The sequence below is a fragment of the Streptomyces sp. NPDC008317 genome (assembly GCF_042955955.1).
Taxonomy (GTDB): Bacteria; Actinomycetota; Actinomycetes; order Streptomycetales; family Streptomycetaceae; genus Actinacidiphila.
This window is the reverse complement of record NZ_JBIBFQ010000001.1, coordinates 1,009,521-1,024,451: the sequence shown is the minus strand read 5'-3', so window position 1 is coordinate 1,024,451 and position 14,931 is coordinate 1,009,521. Positions and strand designations below refer to the sequence as shown.

Below are 14,931 nucleotides of genomic sequence, written 5' to 3'. Positions count from 1 at the left end.
TGCAGTCGGTGCTGAGCCCCGGTACGGCGGGGGCTGCTTACGCCGCGTCGCCGGTCGCTTCATGATCCCAGAGCACGCCTGTGAAGGCACGCTGTTCCAGGGAGGTGAAGAGTTCGTCAAGGGCTGCTAGGTGGGTACGGTTGGCACTCTTGGACGCTTCAACAGCCTTTACGCGTTCCGAAAACACTCGGATAAGATCCTCGCCAGGGTAAGGAATTTCCAGACCGCGAAGGACGGCAAGATTGATATTTTTCTGCGCAGACTCAGAGGCGGAAGCCTCCAGCGTCTCCTGAAGGAACGACAGCCAGGCTCGAACGTATTCAACCTTCGCCGGATTTGCGGTAAATCCAACCACACTGTCAGGAAAACATGCACCAAATGTAAGAATGCCCGTCCTGGCAATATTTGCCGCAATGGTGATACACAAGGTTCCTGCGGGCCAAATCTTACTTTGATTCAGACCGAGGTCAGAATAGGTGGAAGTAAACCTTGTGATATATCCACCGGAGCCGGCAACGTCTCCTGTTTGAATCAAAGGGAACTCTCCACCCAGCAAGGCCGGATCATTCCGAGGGCGATGCTTGGAGACGCCTCGATCCAGGGTTCCCATTTTCCCCAGTTTCCGCAACGGCCAGCCTCTCGAATTAACGATAGGATCACCGAACATGTCAACGAAGACGGACTGGGCGAGGTCGTCGAGGAGGGCAATGGCCTGGCGGAGCTTGGCGCGAAGCGCGTCCAGATGGTCAAGGGCAGCGGCGATGCGCTTTTGTTCCGCAAGTGGCGGCAACGGGACCATGAGGCGTCGCAAATAGGCTTCAGGAACCCGCCTCTGACCGCCGCTGCCAGTCATCCGAAGCTCACCCTCGATACGGATCCAATACTGTCGAAGGAATCGCAGCAAGTATCGCGCGTCCGCGTCTTGTTTAGGTCGAACAACATGGAATTCCGTAGAACCTGCACCGATTTCGTGCTCAATCTGTGCCTGCGCGATCTTGCCGTTCTGGAAACACGGCGTGATTTTCGCGACGAGAACATCGCCAGCACAGAAAGGCGTGTAACCGGTACGCACTTCACCGTACCGCCGCGTTACACCATGAGTCGTGGTTCCGAGCTCAGAAACCTCTGCCATACCCAGAAACGACACCTCGATTTCAGGATCGATGGCCTTTTTATGTGACGGATTAATCTCGGCAATCTCACCCAACGGCAGGGATGTGAAACTCATGCGAACATCCCTTTCAGCTCCGCCGTACCCTTAGCGATTTCTTCGTTGAGTTGCTCCAAATCAGCCAGGATCTCCGCTGGTGTCCGTGTCACGATCTCTTCGTGGACAATCTCCTTATAGCAGTTCAGGGAGAGGTCGTAGCCCTGGGCCGCGATGTCCGACTTGGGTACGCAGAAGCTCTGCTCGGTCCGTGCCCGGTCTCTCTCCGTGCCGTCCCGTTCCTGCCAGCGGGCCAGGATGTCGGGGAGGTTGTTCTTCAGGAGTTCGTCCGCCGCCAACGGATCGCCCTGCGGGCGGACGCCCAAGCGCTCCTCCGGAAGCAGCGGGTTACGCTTGTCGTCCAAGCTCAGACCGTCCGCCTGCACGTCATAGAACCAAACGTGGTCGGTGCCACCCGAGTCTGTCTTAGTAAAGAACAGGATCGCCGTCGAGACACCGGCGTACGGCTTGAACACTCCGCTCGGTAGCTTGACTACTGCCTGGACCTGCTGCTCCTCCACTAGAATGCGGCGCAACTCCTTGTGCGCCTTCGTCGAGCCGAAGAGCACGCCATCGGGCACGATGACAGCGGCCCGGCCACCGGGCTTCAGGAGCCGCAAAAACAGTGCCAGGAACAGCAGTTCCGTCTTCTTCGCCTTGACGATGCGCAAGAGGTCTACGGCCGTGGACTCGTAGTCCAGGTTCCCCGCGAACGGAGGGTTCGCAAGAATCAGGGAGTAGCGCTCGGCCTCTCCGGCCGCATTCTCGGCGAGCGAATCTCGGTACCGGATGTCCGGGTTCTCGATGCCGTGCAGCAGCATGTTCATCGAGCCGATGCGGAGCATCGTGTTGTCGAAGTCGAAGCCGTGGAACATCGACTCGTTGAAATGCTCGCGCTGCTCCACCCCCAGCAGCGCGTCGCGATGCACCCGCTGCACGTATGACGCCGCCTGCACCAGGAATCCAGCCGTGCCGCACGCCGGATCGCAGATCTCGTCGCGAGGTCCAGGCTGGGTCATCTCGACCATCAGGTCGATGATGTGCCGCGGCGTGCGGAACTGGCCGTTCTGGCCTGACGTAGCGATCTTCGCGAGCAGGTACTCGTAGATGTCGCCCTTGGTGTCGCTGGTGTCCATGGAGATGCCGTCGAGGAGGTCGACGACCTTCGCCAGCAGGTTCGGCCCGGGAATCGTGAACCGGGCGTCCTTCATGTGGTGGGAGTAGGTCGATTCGTCCCCGCCCATGCGGCGCAAGTACGGGAAGACGCCATCGGCGACGAGCCCGTACATGATCTCGGGGTCCTTGACCTTGAAGTTCTGCCAGCGTAGATCCTGCTGGTCGCCAGAGAAGAAGGGGTCCGGGTCAGGCTTGCCCGTTGCTGTCGCCTTGCGGTCCTTACGGGTCTGGATCTCGTCCAGCCGCTTGATGAAGAGCAGGTAGGTGATCTGCTCCATCACCTCCAGCGGGTTGGAGATGCCGCCGGACCAGAACGCGTCCCAGACGCGCCCCACCTTGCTCTTCAGTTCGCCCGTAATCACACCGTGGATCCTACGACCATGGAGCCCCCGAGAAGGCCACGTTGCGTTCTCCGAGACGGCCCCCGGCCGTTCAGACACCGACGTCCGCGCGCCCCATCGCGCCCGAACCACCGCGCACACGCGGCACCACCGCAAAGCCAGCCAGGGCTGATGCCAAGAACAGGCCGCGCGACCAGACTCTGCTCCAGCTCGGACAGCAGCGAGGGTGTCTTCGGCGGCATGTCACCGTCCCGGGTGTCCGTCATTTCCGCCTCCATGAGCCCCTACGGCCGGTCGAGCGGCGGGCACAGTTCAAGATCTTCCGCGGACCAGCCAGGCACACGCACAAGCCGCCGTGCACTTGGATGGCGTTCCCAGCTTCGCCGTCAGGGTGGCTGAAACCCCCTCACCGGTCAACCGAGTGTGACGCCCGTCTTGACCGCCCGTCGCTGCCTTGGCAGGATCGGGCTCAGCAAGCAAAACATCGCGCATATGGCTGCGCAGACCCTGTGGCCGCCCCTTCGGGGGCGGCCACAGACGTGTTTACGGAGGTTCGGTGCATCTTTGCTACATCGACGAGGCGGGCAACGGGCAAACACTTGATCCTGCGCGGCGTGACGCCCCTCCAGTCCTCGTCGTCGGCGGATTCACCGTGCCCCGGAACCACATCAGGTCCCTCACCTGGGCCTTCCTCGACGTCAAGAAGCATTACCGGCCGCAGCTACTGAACGCGGACCAGCTCTCGGACGTGATCCAGCACGAGATCAAGGGCGCGGACGTTCGCAAGAACCTCCGCGCCGGCAACCACGGCTGGCGGCGTGCGGCCATGGAGTTGATCGCTTCACTCCTCGACATGCTGGAGGCTCACGAAGCGCGCATCCTCGCTCGTGTGTGGATCAAGGAAGAGGGGCTGGCGTTCGACGAGTCCGGGGTCTACCCGGCCTCCGTCGCCGCGCTGAACGAGACCTTCCAGGCTCAGCTCGCCCATGAGCACTCGCGCGGCATGATGGTGCTGGACAGCCGTACGAAAGTGAAGAACGCCCCCAACGTGCATTGTGTGACCACCCGCAAGTACCGCGCGGGCGGGGACAGCCTGCGCGGGGTCGTCGAGTCCCCGGTCTTCGGGCACAGCGACACTCACACGCTTCTCCAAGTCGCTGATTTGGTGGTGTCCTCCCTCCTGTTTCCGATCGCGTGTCATGCCTACCTGAGCGACGTGACGTGGAACGTGCACTGCGACGACGCTTATCGGCCGCTGCGAGAGCAGTTCGGTCAACGGCTGAAGAAGCTGCAGTTCCGTTACCAGGACGCCGGAGGGAAGTGGCGAGGCGGGATCGTGGTGTCCGACCGGCGGACGCAGCAGCCGTCGAATCTGATGTTCGGTCCTCGCAAGGCTTCCGCCCTTTCTTCGACCTCCATCCCCGGCCAGCAGGGCATGCGGTATGACGACACGCTGCCGGCAGCAGGAGCAACCGACGGTCTGCCATCGTCGACCTGACCAAGGCAAACGAAGACAAGGAGACGGGGTGGCAGCCGCATCAGCTGCCGCTCCGGCGAGGCAGCGCAGTGTTGCTGCAGGAAGAGCCCGCTTCCCCTGGGAGAAAATTGGGAGACGATCATGGAAAAGCCACCTCCCCTCACCCACTCAGACCAACCCCCACCCACCCCTGACCTGCGGTTTCCCGAAACCCGCAGGTCAGGGGGCAGGTTCCGCCGCATTCGGGACGAAGAGGTCGTGGGTTCAAATCCCGCCGCTTCGACTGGTGAAACTGCAGTTGAGGGGCGGTCTTCCGATGCGGAAGACCCGCCCCCCACGGCGTTGTGGGAGCCTCCCGGGTGGTCGAGGGTGGAGGCGGGGGCGGCACAGATGCGGTATGTGCTGACGGCAGGTTCGAAGGATGGGGCTGCGATCAGCGGGGGGACTGAGTCCGGCTGCTTCAGGAGGCGGAAGCCCGGCTGTTGGGCCCATGCCCTGAGGAACTTCGCTGAGCCGTATGCGGCGGTCCACGGTTCGGTCATCACAGCGAGGTTGCTCGGAGGGACAGCCACAATGGAGTTCGGCGTTGGCGACGCCGCCGGCCATGTCCTTGACAACGGCTGTCAGGGAGGCCGTGATGACGTGGTCGGCGGGGGGCGGGGTGGGGCCCGTCAGGAGTTCCTGGTCCGCCTCGTCGGCGTGTTCGGTGCCGCGGAGCGGACCAGTGCGGGGACGGACTCCGCCGGCTCGGTCGCCGATACCGGGCCGGCCGTGGCTCGGAGGGCATCCAGCCGGGTCATCGTCCCCCATGGATCACGCGGATAGCGCGCGAGTTGCTACGCGGCGGGGAGCTGGCGGTCAGAGGGCGGTGTTGTATTGGTGGGCGGGGAGGACTCCGGTGAGCTCTCGTTTGGCGAAGGGGGCGGCGGCGTTTCCGGTGCCGCGGTAGCGCCATGTCGTGCCGGTGCTGTCCCGGGTGATGAGGTCGGGCTTGCCGTCGTTGTTGTCGCCGATGCCGAACATCTGCGTGTAGACGTTCCAGCCCGGACCGATCTTCGTCCGCGCGGCGAACGTGCCCTTGCCCCTGCCCGTGTACAGCCACAGCAGACCGGCGTTGTCCCGGGCGATCAGGTCACCGGCTGAGGAGCCGGCGATGTTGCCGACCGCGACGATCTCTTTGTAGACGTTCCAGCCCGGACCGATCTTCGTGCGGGTGGCGTAGGGCGCCTTGGCGTTCCCGGTGCCCCGGTAGAGCCACAGCGCACCGGAGCCGTCGCGGGCCACGAGGTCGGCACGGCCGTCGCCGGTGAAGTCTCCGGTTCCGGTGATCTGCGTGTAGACGTTCCAGCCCGGACCGATCTTCGTCCGCGCGGCGAACGTGCCCTTGCCCGTACCGGTGTAGAGCCACAGGACGCCCGCGTTGTCCCGGGCGATCAGGTCACCGGCGGAGGAGCCGGCGACGTTGCCGACCGCGACGATCCGGCTGTAGATGTTCCAGCCCGGACCGACCTTGACCCGGTCGGAGCCGGTCAGTTGGTGGCTCTCGGGGTAGTACACGGTGTCCTCGCGCCCCAGGACGCCGGAACTGTCGCGGGCCAGGATGTCCGGGGAGCCGTTGTCGGTGTAGTCGTGCGGAGCGGGCGGGCGCGCGACGGTGAAGCCGCCGCTCACGTTCAGCGTCGGCCCGAGGTTGTCGTACGGCTTCGCCGTGATCTGCCAGGTGTAGGCGCCATTGGGGGCGGAGCCGCTGTCGATCGCCCCCGTCCAGTCCATGAAGATCCGCCCGGTCCAGTCCATCCGCACCCAATCGGTGGTGTTGTCGGTCCGGTCCAGATGCCACCGGCCCACGGCTCCCGTCGCGGTGTGGCGCAGGGTGACGGTCACTTCGGCGTTACTGCGGGACAGTTGCCACCGCGCCTTCCACGGCGCCGGGGCGAGAGTCGCCACCGCGGGGACGCTGGAGCTGAGGAGAGCGAGCTTGGTCGGAGCTCCCTTGCTGGCGACCATGTCGGCGACCGGCCGCCGTCGGGGCCGACGGAAATTCGGTACACGCCCTCGCCCTTGGCGACGGTGCCGCCCGTCACGAGCACCGCGCCGTCCGGCGCGGGGACGACGGTGGTGGCGTGGTCCAGGACCTTGCGCACGGCGCCGCCGCCCACCGGGACGGCCCGCAAGGAGAAGTCCCAGTCGGCCGAGCCCGCCCCGAACTGTGTGTCCGGACCGAACACCGCCCAGTTCCCTGCCAGGCCGGTCAGGGGGTAGCCGGGACCCAGCGCGGACAGCCGCGTCACCGTGCCCGTGGCCCGGTTCTCCACGCTCAGCACCGGAGCGTTCCCGGTGCTCACGCTGGACACGTACGCCGGGGAAATGGCGGTCGTGAATCCGGCCGAGGCGAGGTGCGACGTGGTGGCGGTACCGGACGCGAGGTCGACCACCGCGAGACCGTCGGCCGTGGTCCCGCCCGCCGCGGAGGTCTTGTAGGACAGCGCGAGCGCGCCGGTCGTGGCGGCCGCCGCCCGCAGTCCGAAGGCACCGCTGGGCAGGCCCGTGACCACCCGGTCGGTCGTGACTCCGTCAGCGACACTCATCAAGTGCGCCTCGGTGCACGTGTCATCCGTGGGATACGGCACCCGGCACGCCACCACCGTCGATCCGACGACCCCCTTCAGGGAGCGGTTCCTCCCCAACGGAACGACCGAGATGTCACCGGTCCCCATGTCGTGCAGTTCCACCCGGTGGTCCGTGTCGTACTCGGTGCCGTGCTCCAGGGCGACGACGTCGGACACCGACCCGTGCATCAAGGTCGCGGTGGACCGGCCGATGTCCCTGCCGAGCGGCGTGGTGGCGCCGCCCGCGTACCGGGTCCACAGCAGGTCCGAGTCCAGGCCGATCGAGAGGAAGCCGGTCGTACCGGCGCTGATGACATCCGCCGGAACCGGCAACGGCGGCGTGGCGCGGGGCGCGAGGCGTGAGGAGGGACGGTTCGAACGGTACTGATCCGCCGGGAACGTGAATCCTCCGGCGGCCCCCCACGTTCGAATTCGCCAGGATCGTAGCAGTCCGCGGTCTCGATCGCCGAGGTCCGCGCGGCGGGCCCGGACCTCGACAGCCTGACTGATCTGCGGCTCCGCGCCCCAGCCGACGCCGACAGTGACACCTCCCACCTGGTGATCAACTGCGGTGCGCAAGCCGGGAGTTGGCGCGTGCCGGGGTCAGAAGGTGCCGTTGAGGCCGTACCACTCGGCGCCGGTCCTCGATGCCGTCACCGGTGAAGTCGCCGTGCCGGGTCATCGCCTTCATGGAATTCCAGCCGGGGCCGATCAGCCGTCCGCGACCGCTGCTGCCGGGAACGAACCACAGCCGACCGGCCAGGTCGCGGGACAGCACGTCCGCGTACCGGTCGCCGTCGATGTCCCCGAACCCCGCCTCCACCGGGCTCTTCTCCGCCAGCCACCAACCGTAGGACGGCTCCGTGCACTCGCGCTCGGTCTTGAAGAACTTCAGCGAGCTCATCGTCCGCAGATACGAACCACCCGCGCCTTCCCCCGCACTGCCGGGCTGCTGGCGGGACACCGATCCGGCGAGCCGATGCCCGGCGGTGGTGGGGTACTTGACGCGATCGGGAACGCGGGCGCCGGGCCATTGCCGGTTTGCCTCGGGTGTGGTCAGGCCGGGTGGAGTACCGCCGTGGCGATCTCGCGGACGCGGGCGGGCGTGATTCCGGTGCGCTGTTCGACGGCGAGGGGGTGGTCGGTGGGTTCGAGCTTGATGAAGGGGCGGGTGCCGAGCGGCCGGGTGTGGGCGTTGGTCTTGAGGTCGGTGGTGCTCTCGGGATAGAGGGACAGCTCGGTGCTGAGCCAGCCGAAGTACGGCTTCTCGGTCTCGCGGCCCTCGGTGTCCCACAGGTCGACGGCGCGGGTGAAACTGTCCTTGCTCAGGGAGACCCAGACGCCCCACGAGAAGACGTCCTCGCCGCCGATCACGGGTATCTCGATCAGGCCCTTGATGAAAAAGTGCTGGCCCCTGATGACGCACTGGTCCGACGACAGCATGCTGTTCGTATCGGCCTCGAAGGCGGGGTCCCAGACGTCCGGGGCGGGGGTCGAGTAGCTCATGGGGAGCTCCGCGTGATGGTTTCCGCAGCACGAACACGTGAAGCCGAGATCGTCAGACATGGCGGGATCCTAGTGGTCACGAAGCGCGAGGCCGCACCCCGAGGTTTCGGGCCCGCGCCCCGGGGATTCCCGTTGCCCGTACGCGTCGCCGGGCGCGTACGGGTGGATCGGTTCCGTGCCGGAAGCCGCCGTCCCGCGAGACCTCGGGGCCGGGCGCGGGCCGAGCCGAGCGTGGGACGTGGGACGTGGCGGGAGGGCGGCGGAATCCGTACGTTCCGGCGGTCAGCGTTTGGAGCGGACCAGGCCGGCGTCGTAGGCGAGGATGACGGCTTGGATGCGGTCGCGGGCGCCGATCTTGGCAAGGACGCGGCCGACGTGTTTTTTGACGGTGGACTCGGAGAGGACGAGGTGGCGGGCGATCTCGGAGTTGGTCCAGCCGTTGCCGATGGCGACGAGGACTTCGCGTTCGCGGGCGCTGAGTTCGCGGAGTCGGGGGTCCTGGGCGGCCGGGGAGTCGGGCGGGGTGAGGACGTGGTGGGCGTGGGCGTCGAGCAGGCGGCGGGTGAGGCTGGGCGCGACGACGGCGTCACCGGTGGCCACGGCCTGGATGCCCGAGACGAGTTCCTCGGGGCCCGCGTCCTTGAGGAGGAAGCCGCTGGCCCCGGCGCGCAGGCCCTCGTAGGCGTACTCGTCGAGGTCGAAGGTGGTCACGATGAGGACGCGGGTACGGCCGCCGGCCGCGATGATCTGGCGGGTGGCCTCCAGCCCGTCCATGCCGGGCATGCGGATGTCCATGAGGACGACGTCGGGGCGCAGTTCGGCGGCCATGCGGACGGCCTCGGCGCCGTGGGTGGCCTCGCCGACGGGGGTCACGCCGGGGCTGCCCTCGAGGAGCATGCGCAGGCCGAAGCGCTGCATGGGCTGGTCGTCGACGATCAGCACGGAGGTGGTCATGGCAGGTGGCTTTCCGCCTTGTGGTCGGTGGGGTCGACGGTCGCGTCGAGCTGGACGTCGACGGTCCATCCGGGCTGGTCGGTGGTGGGGCCGATGGTGACCGTACCGCCGTACAGGGCGACGCGCTGGCGGATGCCGACGAGGCCGTGGCCGTGCTCGTCGTCCCCGGTGGCGGGCGCCGCGGGGCCGGCGGCGTGCGACGGGGGGCCGGTGTCGGTGACGCGGATGCGTACCGTCCCCGCGTCGGCGGTCACGGTGACCTGCGAGGCGGTGGCCGTACCGGCGTGCTTGAGGGTGTTGGTCAGGGCTTCCTGGACGATGCGGTAGACGGTGAGTTGCAGGCCCTCGCCCAGCTTGGCGAGTTCGCCCGTGGTGCGGTACGTGACCGCGAGGCCCGCCGCGCGGACCCGTGCGAGGAGCATGTCGAGGTCGCCGATGCCCGGTTGCGGTCTGAGCCGCCGGTCCGCGGCGTCGTCGTCCCCGCGCAGGACGCCGAGCACGCGGCGCAGTTCGCCCAGCGCCTGCCGCCCGGTGTCGCCGACCATGCGCAGGACCGGGGTCGAGCTCTCGTTGTTGCGGGCGGCGAGCGTCGAGGCGCCGTCGGCGAGGGTGACCATGACGGAGAGGTTGTGGCCGACGATGTCGTGCATCTCGCGGGCGATACGGGTGCGTTCGGCGGCGGCGGTGAGCCTCGCGCGCTGGTCCCGTTCGACCTCCAGGCGCCGGGCGCGGTCCTCCAGCGCGGTCAGGTACAACCTGCGGGTCCGCAGGGTCAGACCGGTGGCGACGGCGGCGGTCACCAGTCCGAGGAGGAAGAAGAGGACGAGGAACTCGCTGCCCGCGGGCTCCAGGGCGAAGACGTCGACCACGTTCGCGGCGGCGGCCACGGCGGTGGCCCAGCCCAGCACGCGCGGGGAGCTGTGCCGGGCGACATTGTGCAGGGCGATGAGCGGGCTGAACGAGGCGACGAGCCCGGCGTCCATCGCGGACTGGACGAGGAAGGCGGCGATCGTCACGACCAGCACGGTGGCCGGGGCGCGGCGGCGCCACCACAGCGGCAGGACGAGCGCGGCGAACAGCACGTAGAGGGTGGCGGTCGACGGCGCCCCGTGCGCGTCGGCCGCCGCGACGGCCGCGGGCGCGCCGCCGGAGAGCAGGTTGGGCAGGCAGACGCCCGCGAAGAGCAGGACGACCGCGGTGTCCAGCAGCCAGGGGTGCCGCCGGTCGTACTCCCGCAGGAGGCCGCTGGCTCGCAGCATGAGGTTCAGGACCGGGTGCCCCAGGGCGGCCTCGGGACCGAGGGACGGCACCGGCGTCCCCCGGTCCGGGGCGGCGAAGGCGGTTCGGGGGTCGCGGTCGGAGAATCCGGCCCCGGCGCACCGGTCCCAGGCGGAGACCTCGACGCGGGGGTCTCGCCTCCTGGCCAGAAACCCGACCCTGAGATCCCGCCTCCCGGCCAGGAACCGCGCCCTGACATCCCGGCCCCGCGCCGCGAGCCCGTCCCGGACATCCCGGCCCCGAGCCGAAAGCCCGTCCCTGACATCCCGGCCACGAGCCGCGATCGTGGCCCTGAAGTCCCGGTCCCGGTGCATAAGCCTCATTGTCACCGCTGGTGACCCTTCCGACGAACGACGAACGGTCGGCCGCCGCGACGATCAGACGTCGGACCGCTTCAGCCGGATGGCTGCGGCGCCCAGGGCCACGGCCACCCAGGCGGCGAAGACGGCGAGTCCCGCGCCGGGCGACAGGGAGTCCGACGCCTTGTGCAGGGCGTAGATCGCCGAGCCCGCGTTGCCGGGGGTGTACCGCTCGACCGCGTCCTGGAGCGAGTCGGGCAGCAGCGAGGTCAGGCCGGGCAGCAGCATCAGCAGGCCGACCAGGGCGGCGATGCTCCCGGAGGCGGAGCGGATCAGCGTCCCCAGGGCCACGCCGAACACGGCGAACAGCGCGAGGTAGACACCGGCGCCGACCAGGCCGCGCAGCACGCCCTCGTCGCCCAGGGACAGCGCGATGTCGTCGCCGCGCAGGCTCGCCGCGCCCAGGCCGAAGGTGACCACGGCGGCGACCGCGGTGAGGACCAGGACCAGCGAGCCGATCACGGCGCTCTTCGACGCCAGGACCAGCCACCGGCGCGGCACCGCCACGTAGGTCGAACGGACCATGCCGGTGCTGTACTCGCCCGCGGACATCATCACCCCGAGCACGCCGACGATCAGGCCGGTGACGCCCGCGCCCGTCAGCGCGAGGCCGACCGGGTCGTCGGGCGTCCCGGTCGCGTCGGCGCCGGGGGGACGGTAGACGGCGGCGGCGATCACGCCGAAGGCGACGAGTACGGCGACCGAGGCCCCCAGGGTGATCCAACTGGAGCGCAGCGAAAGGAACTTGCTCAGCTCCGAGCGCAGGACGCGGCGGCCGGTCACCCCCTGCCCGTCCCGGTCGGCGCGTACGGCGACGGCGATCGTGTCGGTGGTCATCAGGCGGCCTTCCGCTCGGTGCCCGCGGGGTCGCTGTGGTACTCCACGGAGTCATGGGTGAGGCGCATGAAGGCCGTCTCCAACGAGACGGTCTGCGGGGCCAGTTCGTACAGCGCGATCCCGCAGTGCGCGGCGACCGTACCGATGTCGCGGGCCGCCCAGCCGTGGACGAGCAACTCCTCGTCGGAGGAGGACGTGATGGTGACGCCGGGCGCGGCCAGCGCGTCCCGCAGCCGGGCGGCCTCGCCGCTGACGACCCGCACCCCGCCGCCGCCGGCCTGGTGCGTGAAGTCCTTGAGCGAGGTGTCGGCGAGGAGCCGTCCGCGCCCGATGACCACGAGGTGATCGGCGATCAGCTCCATCTCGCTCATCAGGTGCGAGGAGAGCATCACGGCCCGGCCCTCGGCGGCCAGCCCGGTCAGCAGATTGCGCACCCACAGCACGCCCTCGGGGTCGAGGCCGTTGACCGGCTCGTCGAGCATGACGGCCTCGGGGTCGCCGAGCAGGGCGGCGGCGATGCCGAGGCGCTGGCCCATGCCGAGCGAGAACGCGCCCACCCGCTTGCCCGCCACGCTGCCGAGGCCCGCCAGTTCGATGACCTCGTCCACCCGGCCGCGCGGAATGCCGTGCGTGAGCGCGAGCGCCTTCAGGTGCCCGAACGCGCTGCGCCCCGGGTGGACCCCCTTGGCGTCGAGCAGGACACCGATCTGGCGCAACGGCGCCCGGTGCCGGGCGTATGGGCGGCCCCCGACGGTCGCCGAGCCCCGGGTCGGGGCGTCCAGGCCGACGATCATGCGCATCGTCGTCGACTTCCCCGCCCCGTTCGGCCCGAGGAAGCCCGTCACCTCACCGGGCTTCACGGAGAACGACAGCCGGTCGACCACCGTCTTGTCCCCGTACCGCTTCGTCAGTTCACGCACTTCGATCATCGGCCTCTGGTCCCCTGGTCCTCTCACGTCCCGCGCGCACGCCTCGCGTACGGAACTCACGCGCTCACCGCGTTCGCAGCAGTCGTCGCGCTCGTCACACTCATCGCGCTCGTCGCGCTCCTCGCACTCGTCGAGAACGCGGCGCGACCCGCACCTTCGACGTTACGAGGGCGGGCGGGGCGATCCCTGGAACCGTGGGAGACCCTTCGGCACGGCACTGGTACCGCGGTACCAGTGCGCTCTCATCACCCAGAACGACGGGCGCCGCTCACGGCGTGACGAGGGGGAAGTCCGGGTCCGGGGTGGCGAGGAGGGAGAGGAGGCGGGAGAGGGTGTCGGGGGTGCCCTCGGTGGTGACGTTGTCGAGGTTCCGGGTGGCGAGGGCGGTGAGGAGCTGGGCTTGGGTGAGGGTCAGGGTGAGGTCCGCGGTGGTGGCGGTGGGGGCGCCGGGAGTGGACCGGTAGGTGAGGGCGCCGTTGGACAGGGTCAGGCGCCAGGTGCGGCGGTGGTCGGTGACGTGCCAGTCCATCGTCAGCCGGGTGTCCCAGGCGCGGGGGCCGTCGACGCGGACGGCGAGGGAGTCGATGAGCTGGTCGACGGTGAGGGCCATGGCCATCTCGGGGTTGGCGGTGTCGAGGCGGACCTTGGCGAGCCGGCCGCGCAGCTCCATGGCGCCGGTGAGGTAGAAGTTGCGCCAGGTGCCGTTCTCCGCGCCCTGGCCGAGGCGGTCGTAGACGGCGGCCAGCGCCTCGCGCGCGCCCTGGTGTCCGGGCTCGGCGAACACGGCGTGGTTGAGGAGCGTGGCGGCGAACCGCAGGTCGTCGGCGTCGGCGTACTCCCGGCCCTTGGCCACGAGGGCGTCGGTGCCGCCGTAGTCGGCGGCGAAGCGGCGGGCCTGCTCGACCGGCGGGTGCTCCCACAGGTGGGCCGGGTTGCCGTCGAACCAGCCCATATAGCGCTGGTAGACCGCCTTGACGTTGTGCGAGACCGAGCCGTAGTAGCCGCGGGCCGCCCACGTACGTTCCAGAGCGGGCGGGAGGGTGAGCTCCTCGGCGATCTCCGGGCCGGTCAGGCCCTGGTTGATGAGCCGCAGGGTCTGGTCGTGGAGGTAGGAGTAGAGGTCGCGCTGCCCGGTGAGGAACGCGGTGATCTCCTCCTGGCCCCAGGTGGGCCAGTGGTGCGAGGCGAAGACGACGTCCGCCTTGCCCTCGAACATCGCCAGGGCCTCGGAGAGGTAGTGCGCCCAGATCCGGGGGTCGCGGACGACCGCGCCGCGCAGGGTCAGCACATTGTGCAGCGTGTGGGTGGCGTTCTCGGCCATGCACAGGGCCCGGTGGTCGGGGAAGAGGAAGTTCATCTCCGAGGGGGCCTCGGTGCCGGGGGTGAGCTGGAAGGCGATGCGTACGCCGTCGACCGTCTCCTCCTGCCCGGTGCTGGTGATGTGCACCGTCGGCGGCACCAGGCTGATCGTGCCGGTCGAGGTCGTCGCGCCGAGACCGGCGCCGATCTGGCCCGCCGGTCCCTTGGGCAGCTCCGCCCCGTACATGTAGACCGCGCGGCGGGTCATCGCGGTGCCCGCGTACACGTTCTCCGCGACCGCGTGCTCCAGGAATCCGGCCGGGGCCAGGACCGGGATGTCCTGCTCGCTGCCGTGCGGGACGATGGCGCGCGAGCCGCCGAAGTGGTCGCCGTGGGAGTGGGTGTAGACCAATCCGGTGACCGGGCGGTCGCCGCGGTGCTCGCGGTACAGCGCCAGGGCCGCCGCCGCGGTCTCCGTCGAGATCAGCGGGTCGATGACGACGACGCCGCGCTCCCCCTCGACCAGGGTCATGTTCGACAGGTCGAACCCTCTGACCTGGTAGATCCCCCGCGTGACCTCGTACAGGCCGTACCGGGCGCAGAGCTGCCCCTGCCGCCACAGCGACGGATTCGCGGTCGGCGGGCACTGCGCCGCCGTCATGAACGCGTACGCCCCGCAGTCCCACACCACCGACCCGTCCTCGGCCGTCACCGCGGTGGACGCGGGCGCGGCGACGAAGCCGCGGTCGGCGTTCGCGAAGTCCCGGACGTCGTCGAAAGGGAGGTCAGCCATGAGACGAGGCTAGGGCGCTATGCGGCTTTTGTCCTCGGGGTGCCGAGGTGAATGGCTGAGATGAACGCCGAGGTGAGCGCCGAGGTGAACAGGGGGCGGCGGCCCGGCGGCGCGAGCGGTCAGAGAACCGGCCGCGCGGGGGGGGCCGGTCACGGTCAGAGAACCG

General features: G+C 68.8%; 12 protein-coding genes. 1 reads left to right on the top strand and 11 read right to left on the bottom strand.

The window, feature by feature from the left end:
• Positions 1-37: 37 nt before the first annotated feature.
• Both ACFY9V_RS04255 and ACFY9V_RS04250 read right to left on the bottom strand, forming a co-directional pair.
• Positions 38-1,228 (bottom strand): restriction endonuclease subunit S, encoded by a 1,191-nt coding sequence (locus ACFY9V_RS04255; protein WP_391159329.1) that lies wholly within the window; start codon positions 1,226-1,228, stop codon positions 38-40.
• Entirely contained in the window at positions 1,225-2,745 is a 1,521-nt protein-coding gene (locus ACFY9V_RS04250) for an N-6 DNA methylase (protein ID WP_391159327.1), read from the bottom strand. The genes ACFY9V_RS04255 and ACFY9V_RS04250 overlap by 4 nt, the downstream gene beginning before the upstream one ends.
• A 535-nt stretch (positions 2,746-3,280) precedes the next feature.
• Between ACFY9V_RS04250 and ACFY9V_RS04245 the strand changes: the two genes are divergently transcribed.
• Complete coding sequence (locus ACFY9V_RS04245) at positions 3,281-4,222, top strand: DUF3800 domain-containing protein (protein ID WP_391159324.1); 942 nt, start codon at positions 3,281-3,283, stop codon at positions 4,220-4,222.
• Between the two features lie 837 nt (positions 4,223-5,059).
• Here the strand turns inward: ACFY9V_RS04245 and ACFY9V_RS04240 are convergent.
• The 9 genes from ACFY9V_RS04240 to ACFY9V_RS04200 all read right to left on the bottom strand — a co-directional run bounded on the left by ACFY9V_RS04240 (position 5,060) and on the right by ACFY9V_RS04200 (position 14,765).
• Positions 5,060-6,148, bottom strand: coding sequence for an FG-GAP-like repeat-containing protein (locus ACFY9V_RS04240; protein WP_391159323.1), 1,089 nt, complete (start codon positions 6,146-6,148; stop codon positions 5,060-5,062).
• Positions 6,082-7,143, bottom strand: a complete 1,062-nt coding sequence (locus ACFY9V_RS04235) for a hypothetical protein (protein WP_391159321.1) — start codon at positions 7,141-7,143, stop codon at positions 6,082-6,084. The genes ACFY9V_RS04240 and ACFY9V_RS04235 overlap by 67 nt, the downstream gene beginning before the upstream one ends.
• 229 nt (positions 7,144-7,372) lie before the next feature.
• On the bottom strand, positions 7,373-7,714 hold the full coding sequence (locus ACFY9V_RS04230; protein ID WP_391159320.1) for an FG-GAP repeat domain-containing protein: 342 nt from the start codon (positions 7,712-7,714) through the stop codon (positions 7,373-7,375).
• 152 nt (positions 7,715-7,866) lie between these two features.
• Positions 7,867-8,316 (bottom strand): DUF2199 domain-containing protein, encoded by a 450-nt coding sequence (locus ACFY9V_RS04225; protein ID WP_391159319.1) that lies wholly within the window; start codon positions 8,314-8,316, stop codon positions 7,867-7,869.
• 282 nt (positions 8,317-8,598) lie between these two features.
• Positions 8,599-9,270 carry a response regulator transcription factor gene (locus ACFY9V_RS04220; protein WP_355335994.1) on the bottom strand — a complete coding sequence of 224 codons (672 nt, stop codon included), beginning with the start codon at positions 9,268-9,270 and terminating at the stop codon, positions 8,599-8,601.
• Positions 9,267-10,529, bottom strand: a complete 1,263-nt coding sequence (locus tag ACFY9V_RS04215) for a histidine kinase (RefSeq protein ID WP_391159316.1) — start codon at positions 10,527-10,529, stop codon at positions 9,267-9,269. The genes ACFY9V_RS04220 and ACFY9V_RS04215 overlap by 4 nt, the downstream gene beginning before the upstream one ends.
• Before the next feature lie 396 nt (positions 10,530-10,925).
• Positions 10,926-11,744 (bottom strand): ABC transporter permease subunit, encoded by an 819-nt coding sequence (locus ACFY9V_RS04210; RefSeq protein WP_391159314.1) that lies wholly within the window; start codon positions 11,742-11,744, stop codon positions 10,926-10,928.
• Positions 11,744-12,673: an ABC transporter ATP-binding protein gene (locus ACFY9V_RS04205; RefSeq protein ID WP_355335988.1), complete on the bottom strand. Its 930-nt coding sequence runs from the start codon at positions 12,671-12,673 to the stop codon at positions 11,744-11,746. Before ACFY9V_RS04205 ends, ACFY9V_RS04210 begins: the two co-directional genes overlap by 1 nt.
• Positions 12,674-12,941: 268 nt before the next feature.
• The gene (locus tag ACFY9V_RS04200; protein ID WP_355335986.1) at positions 12,942-14,765 is read right to left on the bottom strand and encodes an alkyl sulfatase dimerization domain-containing protein; all 1,824 of its coding nucleotides are present in this window, start codon (positions 14,763-14,765) and stop codon (positions 12,942-12,944) included.
• Positions 14,766-14,931 lie beyond the last annotated feature (166 nt).

Bases quoted from the DNA above. Each gene is read 5' to 3' on its own strand.
- ACFY9V_RS04255 (WP_391159329.1), bottom strand. From the start codon at position 1,228: ATGAGTTTCACATCCCTGCCGTTGGGTGAGATTGCCGAGATTAATCCG.
- ACFY9V_RS04230 (WP_391159320.1), bottom strand. From the start codon at position 7,714: ATGAGCTCGCTGAAGTTCTTCAAGACCGAGCGCGAGTGCACGGAGCCG.
- ACFY9V_RS04225 (WP_391159319.1), bottom strand. From the start codon at position 8,316: ATGAGCTACTCGACCCCCGCCCCGGACGTCTGGGACCCCGCCTTCGAG.
- ACFY9V_RS04220 (WP_355335994.1), bottom strand. From the start codon at position 9,270: ATGACCACCTCCGTGCTGATCGTCGACGACCAGCCCATGCAGCGCTTC.
- ACFY9V_RS04215 (WP_391159316.1), bottom strand. From the start codon at position 10,529: ATGCTGCGAGCCAGCGGCCTCCTGCGGGAGTACGACCGGCGGCACCCC.
- ACFY9V_RS04210 (WP_391159314.1), bottom strand. From the start codon at position 11,744: ATGACCACCGACACGATCGCCGTCGCCGTACGCGCCGACCGGGACGGG.
- ACFY9V_RS04205 (WP_355335988.1), bottom strand. From the start codon at position 12,673: ATGATCGAAGTGCGTGAACTGACGAAGCGGTACGGGGACAAGACGGTG.
- ACFY9V_RS04200 (WP_355335986.1), bottom strand. From the start codon at position 14,765: ATGGCTGACCTCCCTTTCGACGACGTCCGGGACTTCGCGAACGCCGAC.